18 protein-coding genes are annotated in these 15,550 nt (G+C 73.2%); 6 read left to right on the top strand and 12 right to left on the bottom strand.

What is annotated here, in order from left to right; translation table 11 throughout:
* Positions 1–84: 84 nt before the first annotated feature.
* Positions 85–2,676: a helicase C-terminal domain-containing protein gene (locus ABZX40_RS10180; RefSeq protein ID WP_355734313.1), complete on the bottom strand. Its 2,592-nt coding sequence runs from the start codon at positions 2,674–2,676 to the stop codon at positions 85–87.
* Between the two features lie 230 nt (positions 2,677–2,906).
* Here ABZX40_RS10180 and ABZX40_RS10185 point away from each other — a divergent pair, with 230 nt between their 5' ends.
* Together ABZX40_RS10185 and ABZX40_RS10190 are read left to right on the top strand one after the other, a co-directional pair.
* Positions 2,907–3,911 carry a hypothetical protein gene (locus tag ABZX40_RS10185; RefSeq protein ID WP_355734316.1) on the top strand — a complete coding sequence of 335 codons (1,005 nt, stop codon included), beginning with the start codon at positions 2,907–2,909 and terminating at the stop codon, positions 3,909–3,911.
* Positions 3,912–4,004: 93 nt separating this feature from the next.
* A complete protein-coding gene (locus tag ABZX40_RS10190) occupies positions 4,005–4,679 on the top strand; it encodes a haloacid dehalogenase-like hydrolase (protein ID WP_355734318.1) in 675 nt (224 codons plus the stop codon).
* On the opposite strand, the gene ABZX40_RS10195 is transcribed toward ABZX40_RS10190, so the two are convergent.
* Positions 4,631–4,906, bottom strand: a complete 276-nt coding sequence (locus ABZX40_RS10195) for a hypothetical protein (RefSeq protein ID WP_355734321.1) — start codon at positions 4,904–4,906, stop codon at positions 4,631–4,633. The genes ABZX40_RS10190 and ABZX40_RS10195 overlap by 49 nt on opposite strands.
* Positions 4,907–5,080: 174 nt before the next feature.
* Here ABZX40_RS10195 and ABZX40_RS10200 point away from each other — a divergent pair, with 174 nt between their 5' ends.
* On the top strand, positions 5,081–5,464 hold the full coding sequence (locus ABZX40_RS10200) for a cold-shock protein (protein WP_355734324.1): 384 nt from the start codon (positions 5,081–5,083) through the stop codon (positions 5,462–5,464).
* 62 nt (positions 5,465–5,526) lie between these two features.
* Here ABZX40_RS10200 and ABZX40_RS10205 read toward each other — a convergent pair whose 3' ends face one another.
* From ABZX40_RS10205 to ABZX40_RS10220, 4 genes are all read right to left on the bottom strand, one after another.
* A complete protein-coding gene (locus tag ABZX40_RS10205) occupies positions 5,527–6,405 on the bottom strand; it encodes a 1,4-dihydroxy-6-naphthoate synthase (protein ID WP_355734327.1) in 879 nt (292 codons plus the stop codon).
* Positions 6,368–7,114, bottom strand: a complete 747-nt coding sequence (locus ABZX40_RS10210; RefSeq protein WP_355734529.1) for a futalosine hydrolase — start codon at positions 7,112–7,114, stop codon at positions 6,368–6,370. Before ABZX40_RS10210 ends, ABZX40_RS10205 begins: the two co-directional genes overlap by 38 nt.
* 29 nt (positions 7,115–7,143) lie before the next feature.
* On the bottom strand, positions 7,144–7,617 hold the full coding sequence (locus tag ABZX40_RS10215; RefSeq protein WP_355734330.1) for a DUF2771 domain-containing protein: 474 nt from the start codon (positions 7,615–7,617) through the stop codon (positions 7,144–7,146).
* 87 nt (positions 7,618–7,704) lie between these two features.
* Positions 7,705–9,096, bottom strand: a complete 1,392-nt coding sequence (locus ABZX40_RS10220) for an MFS transporter (RefSeq protein ID WP_355734332.1) — start codon at positions 9,094–9,096, stop codon at positions 7,705–7,707.
* An 874-nt stretch (positions 9,097–9,970) separates the two neighbouring features.
* Here ABZX40_RS10220 and ABZX40_RS10225 point away from each other — a divergent pair.
* On the top strand, positions 9,971–10,885 hold the full coding sequence (locus ABZX40_RS10225; RefSeq protein WP_355734334.1) for a DUF3027 domain-containing protein: 915 nt from the start codon (positions 9,971–9,973) through the stop codon (positions 10,883–10,885).
* Positions 10,886–10,966: 81 nt separating this feature from the next.
* On the opposite strand, the gene ABZX40_RS10230 is transcribed toward ABZX40_RS10225, so the two are convergent.
* The 4 genes from ABZX40_RS10230 to ABZX40_RS10245 form a co-directional block, all read right to left on the bottom strand.
* The gene (locus ABZX40_RS10230) at positions 10,967–11,149 is read right to left on the bottom strand and encodes a hypothetical protein (RefSeq protein WP_356009110.1); all 183 of its coding nucleotides are present in this window, start codon (positions 11,147–11,149) and stop codon (positions 10,967–10,969) included.
* Positions 11,150–11,219: 70 nt separating this feature from the next.
* Entirely contained in the window at positions 11,220–11,567 is a 348-nt protein-coding gene (locus ABZX40_RS10235) for a hypothetical protein (RefSeq protein WP_355734337.1), read from the bottom strand.
* Positions 11,564–12,466 (bottom strand): helix-turn-helix domain-containing protein, encoded by a 903-nt coding sequence (locus ABZX40_RS10240; RefSeq protein WP_355734340.1) that lies wholly within the window; start codon positions 12,464–12,466, stop codon positions 11,564–11,566. The genes ABZX40_RS10235 and ABZX40_RS10240 overlap by 4 nt, the downstream gene beginning before the upstream one ends.
* Positions 12,467–12,605: 139 nt before the next feature.
* Positions 12,606–13,085, bottom strand: coding sequence for an ATP-binding protein (locus ABZX40_RS10245; RefSeq protein ID WP_355734343.1), 480 nt, complete (start codon positions 13,083–13,085; stop codon positions 12,606–12,608).
* 176 nt (positions 13,086–13,261) lie between these two features.
* Between ABZX40_RS10245 and ABZX40_RS10250 the strand changes: the two genes are divergently transcribed.
* Together ABZX40_RS10250 and ABZX40_RS10255 are read left to right on the top strand one after the other, a co-directional pair.
* Positions 13,262–14,119: a helix-turn-helix transcriptional regulator gene (locus ABZX40_RS10250; RefSeq protein ID WP_355734346.1), complete on the top strand. Its 858-nt coding sequence runs from the start codon at positions 13,262–13,264 to the stop codon at positions 14,117–14,119.
* The gene (locus ABZX40_RS10255; protein ID WP_355734348.1) at positions 14,116–14,325 is read left to right on the top strand and encodes a DUF397 domain-containing protein; all 210 of its coding nucleotides are present in this window, start codon (positions 14,116–14,118) and stop codon (positions 14,323–14,325) included. The genes ABZX40_RS10250 and ABZX40_RS10255 overlap by 4 nt, the downstream gene beginning before the upstream one ends.
* A 12-nt stretch (positions 14,326–14,337) precedes the next feature.
* On the opposite strand, the gene ABZX40_RS10260 is transcribed toward ABZX40_RS10255, so the two are convergent.
* Together ABZX40_RS10260 and ABZX40_RS10265 are read right to left on the bottom strand one after the other, a co-directional pair.
* Positions 14,338–14,907, bottom strand: a complete 570-nt coding sequence (locus ABZX40_RS10260) for a GNAT family protein (protein ID WP_355734351.1) — start codon at positions 14,905–14,907, stop codon at positions 14,338–14,340.
* Positions 14,904–15,545 carry a lasso peptide biosynthesis B2 protein gene (locus ABZX40_RS10265; RefSeq protein WP_355734354.1) on the bottom strand — a complete coding sequence of 214 codons (642 nt, stop codon included), beginning with the start codon at positions 15,543–15,545 and terminating at the stop codon, positions 14,904–14,906. The genes ABZX40_RS10260 and ABZX40_RS10265 overlap by 4 nt, the downstream gene beginning before the upstream one ends.
* Positions 15,546–15,550: the final 5 nt, after the last annotated feature.

Here is a 15,550-nt window from a genome sequence, read left to right on the forward strand (position 1 = left end):
GGGTCCGGTGGCGGGCTCGCGCTACTCCGCCCGGTCGGCCGGAGGCCGGGCGCGGTGCTCCCGTCCGTCAGGCGGAGGCGTCCGTCAGGCGGAGGCGGCGGGTCCCTCGTCCGCCAGCTCCGCCACCCCCGTGATCCGGTGCAGCGGATAGGTGCGGACCTCGTCCGCCGTGTGGTCGTACGCCGTCACGAAACCGCCCTCGACCCGCACCGGAGCGATCACCCGCTGACTTGCCGCGCCCTCGGCGTTGACATAACCGATCCACAGCCGCTGCCCGGTCATCACGGCGGCCTGCATGGCGGCGAGGGTGTCCGCGGGCCCCGTGCGCGGCAGCTCCCCGGCGGTCGGCTCCGAGGCAGCCGCCGGTCTGCGCGGGGCGGTCGCGGCGAGGTCGCCCGCGCGGATCGCCCGGATCGCCGCCGACAGCAGGACGGCGTCCGGCGGCGGCGGACCCTCCGGCACCGGTTCCGGCACGGCACGCGGCGGGGTGCGATGGGCCAGCGCGCGGGTGATCAGCACATCCCCCTCCGCGGACTCGGCGGCCGGGGCGAAGCCCATCGCCCGCAGCCCCTCCAGCAGCGTGCCCGGGTCGGTCTGCGCGGCCAGCACGGTCGGCGCGAGCCGCCGCAGCCGCAGTCCGGCGGACCGCTTGTCGGCGAGGATCTCGCCGAGCATCGCGTCGTCGTCGCAACGGAGGTAGGCGGAGGCGGCGCCGACCCGGAGATGGCCGTGCCGCCGGGCCACGTCGTCGATGAGGTACGCCAGCGGCTGCGGCACCGGGGTGCGCGAGTGCGTGGCGAGGAAGGTGTGCAGATCGGTGGCGGTCTGCCCGGCGTCCAGACCCCGCCGTACCGACGCCGGGGTGAACCGGTACACCGTCGCCCCGCCCTTGGACTCGACGTCCGCGACCACGCCCAGCACCTCGGCCAGCGGACGCTTGAGCGGGCCGGGCGCGACGGCCGTCAGATCGGCCTGGAGCAGTACGTGGTCCAGCGGCTCGGGCAACTGAGGCGCCAGCAGCCGGGCCGCCGCCGCGCAGGCCACGGTCTGCTCGGCGACGGAGAGCGGCTCGGGGTGGGGGAGGCGGTGGTGGGTGTGGTGACGCACGGGGAGCTTGTCACCGGCGGCAAAGGGGCCGTCGGCCGCGGCCTCGGGACCTGCCGCCACTGCGGTGCCGCCCCCGGCATCCCCCTCCACAACCCCCACGGCCCCCAGCAACGCCCTCCCGTGCCCCGACAGCGCCCCCCGGCCGGTCACCCCCAGGAGTTCCGCCTCCGTCAGCGTCCAGTGGGCCAGACGGGCACGCAGGTCGTCCTCGCGGCGCGGCGGGCGCTCCCAGTGGAGGCGGGCCAGGACCGTCTCCGGGGCCGGGGCGCCGCCCGGCGGCAGCTCGGCCAGCAGGGTCAGCACCCGGTGCCGTACCTCGGGGGCCGCCGAGCGGTCCAGGCCCGGACCGAGCGCGGCCAGCGTGCGGTCCTTGCCGTCCCGCCCGCCGACCAGTCCCGCCGTACGGGTCGCCGTCAGCCACGCGCCCGCCAGGCCCGCCCAGCGCTCCGCGACCGGCCGGTCCCGCCACTCGTCGTAGCGCGGGGTCGCCGCGAACCGCTCGTCGGCCTCGCCGTCCGAGGCGATCAGCCCGGCGGCGAGGGCCAGCTCCACCCAGAACGCCGCGACCGGCTCCGACACATCCAGAGCCACCGCCGTACGTTTCAGATCGCGCACGCTCAGGCCGCCGGCGCGCAGGACGGCCGGGCCGCCCTCGTCCCAGTCCGCGAGCAGTTCCTCGACCGTCGCCAGCGCCGTGAACGCCTGACCGGCCGCCGTCGCGTCCACCACCCGCGACGCGTGGACGGCGGCCGGGACCACCGCCGGGGGCAGCGGCTCCGGCGTCCGGTGCGCCCGTCCGTCGCGCAGATGCAGGGCCACCTCGCGGGGCAGGACGACCGTCCCCGGCGCGGTCGGCAGCAGCAGCCCCCGGTCCAGCAGCCAGCGCAGCCGGGGCGCCGGATCCGCCGTGACCTGCCCGTACGGCGGTCCCCAGACCAGCCGGGCGAGGGCCTCCAGGGACTCCGCCGGGGCCTTCGCCAGCAGCGCGGACAGCCGCGCCCGGTCGCTGAACAGCGCGCTGAGCGAGGCCGCCGCCGACACCGCGTCATGCGTGCCCGGCAGCCCGGCCGCCGTCACGATCTCCTGGACCCGCCCCGGTGACATCCCCGCCGCCGCCTCCCGCACGGTCGGCCCCAGACCGGTCGGCGACGGGTGCTGGGCGGAGGGCGCCAGCAACTCCTGGGCGGTGCGCACCAGCCGCAGCCGGTCGTCACCGCCCCAGAGCAGGGCCTGCTCGCGCAGGGTGTCCACGGCCCCCGGCAGCGCGCCCGCGACCACCGCGTCGCCCTCGTCCCCCGCCAGCAGCGCCAGCAACTCGCCGTAGGACGCCGGGTCCGGGGCGACGGCCAGGGCCTGGGCGGTCTGCTGGGCGAACCGGTCCAGCCGCTCCAGGGCGCGCAGCACCGAGGCGCGGGTGGCCGCGCGGGTGGCGAGCTGGGTCAGATCCGTCGGCACCGGGGTGATGAGATCCGGGCGGCTGCGCAGCAGCGCGGCCAGCGAGGCGTCGTCCCTGGCGCGGAGCGCTTCCGCGAGGGAGCGCGGGGCTGCCGCCGGCTTCTCGTCGCTCATCCGCTCCACGTTAGCGGGTCGGTGCGACAGCCCGCCCTCGATCGGTGCCGGTGCGCGCGGCGTCCGGCCCCTGTGGGTCCCCCTGGACGACCGGGACCACGGCCTCTCCTCCAAAACCCGAAACCCGAAACCCGAAACGGTACTCGACTCCCGGTACCCGGTACCCGGAACTCGGAGCTCGGGCGAATGCAGCCCGATCTGACCCCACCCCCCTGCGCTACCGTCGTCCCGTGGGGATCGAGAGCGACCAGGTCGTCTACGAGTATCTGAGCCGGGTCGGCGATGTGGCGCAGCAGCGCCAACTGCCGTCGTCGGCCCGGATGCGGCTGGTCAACCAGTTGCGCGACGAGATCGACCGGCGACGGGCCAGGGTCCCCGTGGACAGCCCCGCCGCCGTCCGCCGGATCCTCACCCGGCTCGGCACCCCGGACGAGATCGTCACCAAGGCCGGCGGCACCGCGGCCGTCCCCGACACCCCGAGCGCCGCGGTCCCCCTCCAGCGCGAGGACGGGGCACCCCCGGCCCGCTCGGGCCGGCTGCGCCGGATGATCCCCAGGCCCCGTACGGCCGACCCCGCCCCCGAGCCCGACCCGGGCCCGCCCTTCGAACCCTCCGCCCCCCATCTCGCCCCGGCCCATGAACTGGGCGACCCCGCGACCCAGCCCGACTGGTGGCGCACCGACAGCACCGCCTTCGGCCCCGGCGACGAGGTGCCCGGCTTCATCGGCGGCGTGGAGATCCCCGAACTCCTCAAACCACCGCCGCGCAGAACGAAACCGGAGGAGGAAGCGGAGGAAGCGGAAGCGGAGGAGGACGGGGACGACGCGGAGGAAGCGGGAACCGGCGACGAACCCCGCCGCTCCCGCCGTCTGCTCCGCCTCCCCACCGGCCCCCGCCGCTCCTGGCAGAACCCCCTGCTGCTGATCGCCGCCGCCCTGCTGGTCGCGGGCGCGGTCCTCGGGAACCTGCTCGCGCTCGCCGTCGGCTGGCTCATCGCCTGGGCCTCGCGCCGGCTGACCCCCGCCGAGACGAAGTGGGCGGTGATGGGCCTGCCCGCGCTCGCCGTCACCGCCGGGGTGGTCTGGCTCTGGGGCCGTACCGAGGGCCGCTGGGGCGACCCCGTCGCCGAGGGCCGGATGCAGGACGCCCTGGGCGAGACCTGGCCCTGGGTCCTGCGGGGCGCGGCCCTAGCCTCGGCCGCCTTCCTGATCTGGCGCTCCCAGCGAGACCGCTGACGCCCGCCTCCGGCCCCCTCCGGCCCCCGTCGGCCGCATCAGGCCGCCGTAGGCCCCCTCCGGTCCCTCCGGGGGCCCACCCACAATGGACCCATGACTCACGCAGCCGCCGTCTCCTCCTCCTCCGCGCCCCCCACCGTCGGATTCGACCTCGATATGACGCTCATCGACTCCCGGCCCGGAATCCACGCCTGCTACCGGGCGCTGGCGGAGCGGACGGGGGCGTTCATCGACGCCGATCTGGCGATCACCCGGCTCGGGCCGCCGCTGGAGGAGGAGCTGATCAACTGGTTCCCGGCGGAGCGCGTACCGGCCGTGGCGGATCTGTACCGGGAGATGTACCCGGCCGTCGCCATCGCCGCGACCCCCGCCATGCCCGGCGCGCACGACGCCGTGGCGGCGGTACGGGCGGCCGGTGGGCGGGCGATCGTCGTCACCGCCAAGTACGAGCCCAACGCGAAGCTCCACCTGGCGCACCTGGGCATCGAGCCGGACGCGGTGGTCGGTGATCTGTGGGCCGAGGCCAAGGCGGCGGCCCTGCGCGAGCACGGCGCCGCCGTCTATGTCGGCGACCACCTCGGGGACGTCCGGGGCGCGCGGGCCGCCGGTGCCCTCTCGGTCACCGTGCCGACCGGGCCGTGCACGGCCGGGGAACTGCGGCAGGCCGGCGCGGATGTCGTCCTGCGGGATCTGACCGAGTTCCCCGGATGGCTTTCGGACTACGTCGACGGCGCCCCCGGTGGGGACGCGACCGCGGCCCGCGCCTGACGCCGGCCGGCCGCCACGGACTGCAACACCCCCACCCCGGCGATCAGGAATCCGACGCCCATCAGCATGCTCAGCAGGAACATGTAGGTCGGAAAAGGAGTCGTCCCGAGGAACAGAGGGGTCACGGTGACCACCGTGGCCACCGTACCGACGAGGAACACCGCGGCACCGGCCCGGATCAGCCGGTCGCCGGGCGCGGCGGAATTCGTTTGGGTTTTGTCACGCACCCGACCAGGGTAGTTCCCAGCGCAAAGGAACAACCGGGCGACGTCTTGTCACCCGCCCCAAGACCATTAGCCTTGGTAGCGCTTGGTAGCGGCGGGTCACGGTCGACCCGCCCCAGTGCTGTCAAGAGCGGTTTCCGAAGCAGTTTTCCGACGAGTACGAGGACGAGGACAGACGTGCCTACCGGCAAGGTCAAGTGGTTCAACAGTGAGAAGGGCTTCGGCTTTCTCTCCCGCGACGACGGCGGTGACGTCTTCGTCCATTCCTCGGTACTCCCCGACGGAGTCGAGACACTCAAGCCGGGACAGCGCGTCGAGTTCGGAGTCGTCGCCGGGCAGCGCGGTGACCAGGCCCTTTCGGTGGTGCTGCTGGATCCGACGCCGTCGGTCGCCGCCGCCCAGCGCAAAAAGCCCGATGAGCTGGCCTCCATCGTCCAGGATCTGACGACCCTGCTGGAGAACGTCACCCAGACCCTGGAGCGGGGCCGCTACCCCGACAAAACGGCCGGCAAGCAGGTCGCCGGACTCCTGCGGGCGGTCGCCGACCAACTCGACGTATAGACGTATAGCGGTACGGCCGTCCCCTTGTATGGCGGTACGGCCGTCCCCTTTCCCATGGGTTCTCAGGGGAAATCCAGCGCGTGGGGGCCGAGGGGCGGAAGCAGTCCCTCGGCCGCCGCGCGGGTGAGCAGGCCGCGGACCGCCGCATACCCGTCCGTACCGAGGTCGGCGGTGAATTCGTTGACGTACAACCCGATGTGCTGGTCGGCGACCGACGGGTCCATTTCCTGGGCGTGCGCGCGGACATAGGGCCGGGACGCCTCGGGGTCGTCCCACGCGGCCCGCACCGAGCGGCGGATCGCGTCGGCCAGCGCGGTGAGCCGCTCCGCGCCGAGCGCCCGGCGGGCGATGATCGCGCCCAGCGGGATCGGCAGCCCGGTGGTCCGCTCCCAGTGCTCGCCCATGTCGGCCAGCTTGTGCAGCCCGTAGTCCCGGTAGGTGAAGCGGGCCTCGTGGATCACCAGACCGGCGTCCACCTTCCCGTCCCGGACGGCCGGCATGATCTCGTGGAACGGCAGCACCACGATCTCGCCCACCCCGCCCGGCAGCACGTCCGCCGCCCACAGCCGGAAGAGCAGATACGCCGTCGACCGCTCGCTCGGCACGGCGACCGTGCGCCCGGTGAGGTCCACCCCCGCCTCCCGCGCCAGCACCAGCGGCCCGCAGCCGCGCCCCAGCGCCCCGCCGCACGGCAGCAGCGCGTAGGTGTCGAGCACATAGGGCAGCACCGCGTACGACACCTTCAGCACATCCAGCTCGCCGCGCTCGGCCATGCCGTTGGTGACGTCGATGTCCGCGAAGGTCACATCGAGGGCGGGGGCGCCGGGGAGACGGCCGTGGGCGAGGGCGTCGAAGACGAAGGTGTCGTTGGGGCAGGGGGAGTAGGCGATCCGCACCGGATCATCACCGGGCGTCGGCGTCGGGGGCATGGGTGTCGTCATGTCGCTTCCAACTCTCCAGGGCGGGTGCGAGCTTCCCGAACCCCGCCGTCAGGGTGGCGAGGGCGTCGGGAACGCGCCAGGCGGCCCGGTCGCGCGGCCCGACGGCGTTGGACACCGCCCGCAGCTCCAGCACCGGCACCCCGTGCGCGGCGGCGGCCTCGGCGACCCCGAACCCCTCCATCGCCTCGGCCAGCGCCTCCGGGTGCGCGGCCCGCAGCGCGGCGGCGCGGGCGGCGCTGCCGGTGACGGTCGAGACGGTCAGCACGGTCCCCGGCAGCGCCCCGGTGGCGAGCGCCACGGACGCGACCAGGGCGGCGGGCGGACGGTGGGTGACGGCCCCGAAGCCCAGCTCCGTGACCGGTACGAAGCCCTCGGGTGTCTCGGCGCCCAGATCGGCGGCGGTGATGGTGTCGGCGACGACCAGCGCGCCGAGCGGCGCGCGGGGCGCGAAACCACCGGCGATCCCGGCGCTGATCACCAGATCGTAGGGCCGCCCGGCGAGGGCGGCGGCGGTGAGCGCGGTGGCGGTGGAGGCGGCGGCGAGGGCGGGCCCGACCCCGGCGGCGAGGAGATCGACCCCGGGCGCCGCCCGCCGGAGCACCCCACCGCCACCGGGCAACGGGACGTCCCGCTCACCCGGGTCGGGGAAGGCGCGGGCCACCGCGTCCCGTTCGGCCGGGACGGCGGTGGCGACGAGGACACGGAGCACGGCGGGCGCCGGTCCGGACGCGACCGCGATCAGGCGTCCTTCTCCAGCTTGAAGGACCACAGCCCGATGTTCTCGGTCTCGCCCTCCTTGACGGACACCGTGGTGGTGTTGCCGCTGGCCCCGTACTGGGCGTTGAAGAAGACGCTGCCCGGGATGGTCCGGTAGGTCTTGGTGGAGGACTCGGTCAGCGGCTGGCCGTTCATCAGAATGGTCCAGCCCTTGTCCGCGATATCCGGGTCGACACCGAAGCGGACGGTCTCGTCGGGGTCCACCGAGATCGTCTTGATGTCCGTGTCCCGCAGGCACGCGGTCAGCTCGGCGGTGGCCAGGGCCTTGCCGTCGTTGTAGCAGTTCGCCTCGGAGCTGACGGAGTTGGTGCCCACCGTGATCGTCGCCATCGGCGTCGGCTTCTCACAGGCGGAGAGGGCGAGCAGTCCGGCGGAGACGGCGCCGGCGGTGGCGACGGCGCGGCGGCGTCGCACACGGGATTGCATGGTGGTCATGGCGGAAGGTTATCGGGCACGCGGGCCCCGCCCGTCATGCGGGGTGGGGGCCATGCGGGGTACGCGACACCCTCTGCCCCCGCCCCCTCACGCCACCCTCGGCCGCGCCCGCCCCCCGCGCCGCGCCGACCCCAGCAGCCCCCGTACGGTGCCCAGCCACCCGGTGGCGACGATCGCGGCGGCCACGGACAGCCCGAGCGGCCCGTTCAGCGGCAGGGCTATCCCGATCGCGCCGCCCACCACCCACGCCATCTGGAGCAGCGTCTCGGAGCGGGCGAACGCCGAGGTCCGCACCTGCTCCGGGACGTCCCGCTGGATCAGCGCGTCCAGCGACAGCTTGGCCAGCGCCTGCGCGAACCCGGCCACCGCCGCGAGACAGGCCACCAGGAACGCCCCGAAGAACACCGCGGCCACGATCGCCGCGCCCAGCACGAACGCCACCACGGTCACGATGATGATCTCGGGCGCGCGGGCCCGCAGCCAGGCCCCCACCGCCGTACCGCAGGCGTTGCCCGCGCCCGCGGCGACCGCGACCGTACCGAGCGAGACGGCGGCGCTCTGCCCGGTCAGCGGATGCTCGCGCAGCAGAAAGGCGAGGAAGAAGATCAGGAACCCGGACAGACAGCGCAGGGCGGCGTTGGCGCCGAGGGCGTGGGTGACGGCGATCCCGACGGTCCGCAGCCCCGGCCGCTTTATCGGCTTGCGGTGGGGCCCGTGCAGATGCTCCGGATCGGCGGCCAGCAGCGCGGTGTCCTCCCCTTTCGCGGAGTCCACCTTCGGCGGCAGCGAGAAGGACAGGAACATCCCCGCGATGAAGATCACGAACGCCCCGTAGAGCGGCCAGCGCGGCCCGATGAACTGGAGCCCGGCGCCGATGGGCGCGGCGACCCCGGTGGCGAGGAGCCCGCCGAGAGTCACCCGGGAGTTGGCCTTGACCAGCGAGAACCTGGGCGGCAGCAGCCGGGGCACGACGGCGCTGCGCACCACCCCGTACGCCTTGGAGGCGACCAGCACACCGAGGGCGGCGGGATACAGCTCGATACCGCCACTGATCACGGCGGCGGACAGCACCAGCGCGAGCAGCGCGCGGGCCAGCATGGCGCAGGCCATGGCGAGCCGCCGCCCGTGCGGCACCCGGTCGAGCAGCGGCCCGATGACGGGGGCGAGCAGCGCGAAGGGCGCCATGGTGATGGCGAGGTAGAGGGCGACCCGGCCGCGGGCCTCGTCGGTGGGCACGGAGAAGAAGACGGTGGAGGCGAGGGCGACGGTGATCATCACATCACCGGCGCCGTTCACCGCGTGCAGCTCGATCAGCTTGCCGAGCCCGGACTCCCCGGCGCCGTGCGCGTGGGTCGCCTTGCGGATCCCCCGGGCCGTCCCGGAGAACGGCGACCTCAGGGCACGCCCGACCCCCCGGACGACGCCCCCCGCCCGGCCCACCCCACGCCCACGCCTGCCCGCGGCTGCCACGCCGTTCATAGTGCCCCGAGATATCGCCCGGTAGGCGGAATCCACGGGGCCGGGTGTTTCTGGGGGGGGGTGGGGGGTGGGGGGTCTCTTGGGGCTGGGGCACGGCTGGGGCACGGCTTGGGCTTGGGCTGGGCTGGGGGCGTGGGTTTCTTGGCCGGGTGCGGGGGTTCCTTGGGCGGGGAGCGTTGGTCTCCTGGGCCGGGGCGTGGGCTTCTTGGGCGGGAGCGGGGGTTCCTTGGGCGGGGAGCGTTGGTCTCTCGGGCCGGGAGCGTGGGTTTCTTGGGCCGGCTACGGGGGGCGCCTCCGGCGGGGAGTACGGGCGTCTCGGGCCGGAAATGCGGCGTCTCGGGCCGGAATCGCGGGCGCCTGCGGCGGAGAACGGAAGCGTCTGCGGCACGGAATCGCGGGCGCCCCCCGGCAGGGGAGCGGGTTTCCTGGGCCGGTGACGGGCGTGCCCCCGGCATGAAACGCGGGCGCCTCCCGCAGGGAACGGGGACGCCCCCGGGCAGGAAACGCGGACGCTCCCCCGCACAAATCGCGGGCGCCTCCCGCAGGGAACGGGGCCGCCCCCGGCCGGGAACGCGGGCGCCCCCGGGCACGAAACGCGAGCGCCTCCGCAGGGAACAGGGACGCCCCCGGCACGAAACGCGGACGCTCCCCGCCACAAATCGCGGACGCCCCCCGCAGGGAAATGAGGTGCCACGATGTCCGGAACGGGCGTCGGTGTAGGCCCCCGGACGGGGAACAGGCAGAATGGGTGACGTAGGTGCGCCCGAGCGCGACAGGCGTGGACGTCGACGCGGTCTTCCGTTCCGCTCCGTCCCCCCAACCGCCGGAGGCAAGCCGCACCCGGTAGCGACGGCGTAGGAGAGAAGCGATACCTGTGAGCGCAGCGACAACGCGAAGCCGTACCCCCGACCGTCTGTGCGCCGAGGCCGTCGACCTCGCCCGCGCCGCCGCCGAGGAGGCCGCCGCGCCGGGGGTAGTGGGAGAGCACACCGGGCTGACCTCGGAGGGCGACCGCGTGGTCACCCACCTCTTCGAGTGCAAGGAACTGGGCTACCGGGGCTGGCGCTGGGCGGTGACGGTGGCGCGGGCGTCCCGCGCGAAGATCGTCACCCTGGACGAGGTGGTCCTCCTCCCCGGCTCCGACGCGCTCCTGGCCCCCGAATGGGTCCCCTGGAGCGAACGCCTGCGCCCCGGTGACATGGGCCCCGGCGACCTCCTCCCCACCGACGCGGACGACATCCGCCTGGAGCCCGGCTACACCGGCGAGGACGCGCCCCCACCGAACTCGGCGATCTCCGAGGACATGGCGGAACTGGCGGAGGCCGAGGACGCCGACCTCACGGCGGGCGTCCCCGCGACGCTCCCCCTCACTCCCTCCCGGGGCTCGATCGCCGCGACGGCGGAGGAACTGGGCCTGGGCCGCGCCCGCGTCCTGTCCCGCTACGGCCTGCACATCGCCGCGGACCGCTGGGACGAGGGGTTCGGCGCGAAGACCCAGATGGCCCAGGCCGCGCCCGCGACGTGCGTGAGCTGCGGCTTCCTGGTCCCGATCGGCGGCTCCCTCGGCCAGGCGTTCGGCGCCTGCGCCAACGAGTTCTCCCCGGCGGACGGCCGCCTGGTCTCCCTCTCCTACGGCTGCGGAGGCCACTCGGAGGCGGCGATCATGCCGACCCCGCCCCAGCCGCCACCTCCGGTGATCGACGAGACGAAGGTGGACGATTTCCCCCTCCACCCGCAGGAGAACCCCGACCCGTCCGAGGAGACGGCGGCGGAGCTGGGGCATTCGTAACCCCGCCACCACAAACGGCTAGCGCCCGACTCGCCCGGCTCGACCGACTCGCACGAGACGGTCGAGCCGGCCCTGCCGGGCTCAGAAACCCAGATACGTGATCTGGACCATGTAGACCCGTTCGCTGCGCACCACGATCTGGTACCTGAACATTCCGCCCGGGACGATCACCTCTCCGCCCTTCGGGTCGACTCCGCTATGCGCCCGACCATGGATATGGAGAGCCTCGGCCGCCCTGACGAGTTCGTCCGCACTGACTTCCACCGCACGGAGAAAGACCGCGGGAGCGGTCCGGGCGGCCTCTTCGGCGCCGAAGGCGTACTCCCTTTCCAGCTCACTCGCGTACGGCCCTCATCGCTTCTTCCAGGACGGCGCTCAGCTCGCGCAGGGCTTCCCGGGCGACGACGGGGTCCTCGTCCTCCAGCTGCCTCTGCGCGTGATCGATGCGGGTGGACAGGTCGGGGCGGCGGGCGATCTCGATCTCTCTGGCCCAGATCAGCACCCAGCTCTGAACGGGGCTCAACGACTGCCACGCGACGGCCTTGGCGAAAGCGTCGTCCTTCGTCTTCTGCATCTCGCTCAGCCGACCGGGCGCGACGACGGCGAGCGCGGCACGCAGGGCGTCGGGAGTGGGCTCGGGACGCGGGATCAGTTCGTGTCCGTGGTCGGCCTGTGTACTCATGGAGTCCTCCCGGGAGGGCCGCCATCAGCGTATGCGGCGGTGTGCTCCCCGGAAGGGGCCCGGCAGTCCCGGCACCGCCCCGGTGCTGGTGCGCGGAAAGCGCGTTCGCAGCCGTCGCAGGTCTGGAGGGGAAGCCGGGCCGGTGGCGGGGCGGTGAAGGGCGGCGGCGGTGGCAGGCCCGCCGAGAGGCGGTGGGCGAGCAGGGCCGCCGGGCGGTGCAGGGGCTCCGCCGGGAGGCCCGAGGTCAGGGCCTGGCGTACGCCGGTGGCGCTCACGTCCCGTTCCAGCCAGGCGGCGACGCCGGGGGCGAGGTGGGCCGTGTCCGAGGCGGACAGGAGCAGGCGGGGGTCCTCGCGGCGCAGTCCGCTCAGCAGGTCCGCCGCCGACCGGAGCAGCGCCGGTGCGGTGCAGGACGGCTGGGGGACCGGGGGGAGGGCCCGTTTACGGGGCTCGCGGGGCTCGCGGGATTCCCGGGGGCGGGGTGGTGGCGGAGGGCGGTCGCGCTGTTCCCCGCGCTGCACGGGGTGTCCCGGCCGGTTGCAGGACGTCGTACGGGTGACCATGCGGCCCTCGGGGGTCCGCTCGCGCGAGCGGCGCAGGTAGCCATGTTTCTCCAGTTCCCGCAGGGCCGCCGCGATGCGGGTCGTGCCTTCCGGGAAGCGGGCGGCGAGGGACTTGATGTCCACCTTCGCGCCCTGCGGCAGGGACTGGATGTGGCAGCCGAGGCCGATCGCCAGCAGGGACAACTCCTGGTGCTGGGCGAGGTGGTTGCCGATCACCGTGAAGTGGGTGGTGTGGCGGGAGTTCTCGTGGCACAGACCGTGCCGCCGGGGAGAGGGAATTCGCGCCGGGTTCCGGGACTCGGAGGGGGCGGGCGCGATAGTGTCGCGTTCATCCATCGGGAAGGTTCTAGGCTTCCTAGTTGGTCAGGCCCTCGCAGTGGGATGGCAGTCCCCGCGAGGGCCGAACTTTTGTCGGCTTGTGTGCGCTGAGCGTAGAGCAGCCAACAGTCACCAAATCCAGTCCGGTTGGCGAAGTTCACCCAGTCGAGTGACTCGGTGTCCGGGACGGGAGGAGGGGTGGGGTTTGGTTCGGTTCTTTCATCCCCGTAGTCCTTTGCAGGTGATCGCCCGTGGTGCCGAAGCATGAACCCTTGGGCTCCGGTCCGATCTCCAGTTCCGCCCAGACGGTTTTGCGGGGGCGCAGACCCGATGACGCGCCCCAGCGGTCGGCGAGGGCGTCCACGAGGAGGAGTCCGCGGCCGGATTCGGCGTCACCCTCCGGGGATTTGAGCCGGGGGAGAAGGTGACCCTGCGTGTCCGTCACCTCCATACGGAGGGTCGTCCCGACGACGTGGAGGGTGAGCCGGAAGTAACGGCCGGTGACGCGCCCGTGCGTCGCCGCGTTGGCCGCCAGCTCCGCCACGATCTGCCGGGCCGGGTCCAGGGGGAGGCCCCAGGCGCTGAGGTGCTCTTCGGCGAGGCGCCGGGCGGAACGGGCCCCTCGGGGGGTGGGCATCAGACGGATGGTGAAGCTGCGGATAGGGGGAGCCAGATGGATTTCCGGCGTGGGGGTTTCGTTGTTCACGTGACACAGAGTGGCGGGGCGTGCGTACGGTGAACAGTGACGGCGGCTGTGCGTAGGGTGACTGTCCGCCGCTTGTCCAGCTGTGTCCAAGCTGTCGGAGGGGCGGTATGTCTGACGAATCGGTAGACACGGACGAGCCGGGCTGGGAAGTCGATCCGGACGATGACTGGGGCATCGCCGTCATCACGACGGTGGGACGGCAGTTACGGCTGCGGCGCGAGGCCGCCGGCCTGAAGGTCCCGGACTTCGCGGAGGCGATCGGGTACGGCGACGACCTCGTCTACAAGGTGGAGGGCGGGAAGCGGATTCCCCGACCCGAGTACTTGGACAAGTCCGACGAGGTGCTTGGCGCAGGTGGTCTCATCTCGGCCATGAAGGAGGACGTGGCCAAGGTCCGGTACCCGAAGGCGGTACGGGACATGGCCACGATGGAGGGCCGGGCAGTTGAAATAGGGGTGTACGAATGCAGCTACATCGCTGGGCTGTTGCAGACACCTGAACATGCGCGGGCGCTGTTGGAGTCGTGGCTGCCCGCCTATTCGCCAGCTGACCTGGAACGGCGCGTGGCCGCTCGCCTGGCACGGCAGAGCGTCTTCGGCCGTTCGCCCGCCCCCGCCCTGGGTTTCGTCCTGGAAGAGGCGACGCTTCGGCGACGAGTCGGCGGCACAATGGTGAGGCGGCAACAGTTCGAACGTCTGCTGGAATTGGGCCGCATGAACCACGTGACTCTCCAGGTGATGCCCATGGACAGTGGGGCACACTCGGGGATGGGCGGCCGGATCGAGCTGCTGAAGTTCGCGGACGGGACAGGCGTTGGGCGCTCTGATGGGGCCTTTGGGGGTCGTCCGGTCGAGGACCTGAGGCAGCTTCGGGTCCTCGAACTGCGGTATGGCACTATCCGGGCGCAGGCTCTTCGTCCCGAGGAGTCGTTGGCCCTCATCGAGCAACTGCTGGGAGAGACATGATCCGCAAGCCCACGACCGGGGATGCCTCCGAGTTGGCGTGGTTCAAGAGCAGTTACAGCGGTGGTCCCGACGGAGACACCTGCGTCGAGATCGCGGCCACCCCCACCACCATCCGCATCCGCGACTCCAAAGACATCAAAACCCCCGGCTTCGCCGTCGGCGTGACGGCCTGGGCCGCCTTCGTGGATTACAGCTCCGTCCACTGACCGCACGGCACCTCAGGCGCCCAGCGCGGACCGTACGGGCGACGGACCGGGGACCTCCTCCGGCAACACATCCATGAACACCTCATCCACCGGCTCACCGAGCCAGTACCCCGCCCGCCGCAGCCGGCCGGACTCGCGGAATCCCGCCTTCGCGTACGCCGCGATCCCGGCCCGGTTGGGTTCCAGCACCTTCAGCCACACCATGCGCAGCGCGGCGATCCGGAACGCCCAGTCCAGGGTCAGCCGGGTGGCCCCCGTGGCGTAGCCCTTGCCGCGCTCCTCCGGGGCGAGCACGATCACGAACTCCGCGGTCCGGGCGTGCGGGTTGACTTCCAGGATCGTCATCCCCACGGCCTCGCCGTCCGCCAGCCGCACCACCTCGAACTGCTGAAACCGCTGATTGCCCCGCTGCCGCTCGTACCCGGCCGCGCGGACCTCCCAGGACTGCGCCCACTGATTGCCGTACGCGAGGACCGTCCGCGGGTCGTTCTCCCACGCGTGGTACTTCGGCAGCAGGTCCTGGCGGGGCATGCCCAGGGCGAGCGTCTCGCCCTTCAGGAGGATGTGGGGGTCGGTGGTCATCGTCGTGCTCCTCCTCGGGCCCGTGGCGGGCCGGGTCCATCCGGTGTGCAGGTGGGGACGTACAGCGCCGTGTCCGCCGGCTCTTCGACGGGTTCCCCCTCAGGGTCGGCGATCCAGGCATGCAGCCGTACGGGGTCCAGCGCCACCCCATGTCGCCACTCGGCGCGGCGACCGGCCGCCGCCAGCAGCAGCGCGGCGGCCGTCGAGTCCTCCAGGCAAGCCCAGCGCATCGGCAGGTACCGCGCGGCCCGGCGGACGGCGCGCACAGCGTAGCGGGCCTGGGAGGCGGTGGCCGGGGGCAACGCGCGCCCCGCGCAGGCGAGTCGTACGAGCCGAGGGAACCGACCGCGACGGGGACCAGCCACACCCGCCACAGCGGTGACGAGCACGATCGGCACGGCAGCCACCCGCCACCGCAGGGAGACCGGCGCCCGTTCCGGCAGGGCGGCGGACTGCTCGACGGTTCCCCACGACACGGCGGTCTCGGGCAGCCTTACCACCGTCGCCGCCATGGACGTGGCGGCACCGGATCTCGGGCGCAGCTCGGTGTGTCCGGTGTCGTAGTCGATCAGTACGCAGACATGGGGTGCGAGCGCGGCAACGGTACGGGTGTAATTCATGGGACTCAACGGGCTCATCGGAC

The organism is Streptomyces sp. NPDC004610, assembly GCF_040609715.1.
Lineage (GTDB): Bacteria > Actinomycetota > Actinomycetes > Streptomycetales > Streptomycetaceae > Streptomyces.

What these genes read in the sequence shown, in the direction of transcription:
- ABZX40_RS10180 (WP_355734313.1), bottom strand. Translation starts at nt 2,676, where the DNA reads ATGAGCGACGAGAAGCCGGCGGCAGCCCCGCGCTCCCTCGCGGAAGCG.
- ABZX40_RS10190 (WP_355734318.1), top strand. Translation starts at nt 4,005, where the DNA reads ATGACTCACGCAGCCGCCGTCTCCTCCTCCTCCGCGCCCCCCACCGTC.
- ABZX40_RS10205 (WP_355734327.1), bottom strand. Translation starts at nt 6,405, where the DNA reads ATGACGACACCCATGCCCCCGACGCCGACGCCCGGTGATGATCCGGTG.
- ABZX40_RS10215 (WP_355734330.1), bottom strand. Translation starts at nt 7,617, where the DNA reads ATGACCACCATGCAATCCCGTGTGCGACGCCGCCGCGCCGTCGCCACC.
- ABZX40_RS10220 (WP_355734332.1), bottom strand. Translation starts at nt 9,096, where the DNA reads ATGAACGGCGTGGCAGCCGCGGGCAGGCGTGGGCGTGGGGTGGGCCGG.
- ABZX40_RS10235 (WP_355734337.1), bottom strand. Translation starts at nt 11,567, where the DNA reads ATGAGTACACAGGCCGACCACGGACACGAACTGATCCCGCGTCCCGAG.
- ABZX40_RS10240 (WP_355734340.1), bottom strand. Translation starts at nt 12,466, where the DNA reads ATGGATGAACGCGACACTATCGCGCCCGCCCCCTCCGAGTCCCGGAAC.
- ABZX40_RS10245 (WP_355734343.1), bottom strand. Translation starts at nt 13,085, where the DNA reads ATGCCCACCCCCCGAGGGGCCCGTTCCGCCCGGCGCCTCGCCGAAGAG.
- ABZX40_RS10250 (WP_355734346.1), top strand. Translation starts at nt 13,262, where the DNA reads ATGTCTGACGAATCGGTAGACACGGACGAGCCGGGCTGGGAAGTCGAT.
- ABZX40_RS10255 (WP_355734348.1), top strand. Translation starts at nt 14,116, where the DNA reads ATGATCCGCAAGCCCACGACCGGGGATGCCTCCGAGTTGGCGTGGTTC.
- ABZX40_RS10260 (WP_355734351.1), bottom strand. Translation starts at nt 14,907, where the DNA reads ATGACCACCGACCCCCACATCCTCCTGAAGGGCGAGACGCTCGCCCTG.
- ABZX40_RS10265 (WP_355734354.1), bottom strand. Translation starts at nt 15,545, where the DNA reads ATGAGCCCGTTGAGTCCCATGAATTACACCCGTACCGTTGCCGCGCTC.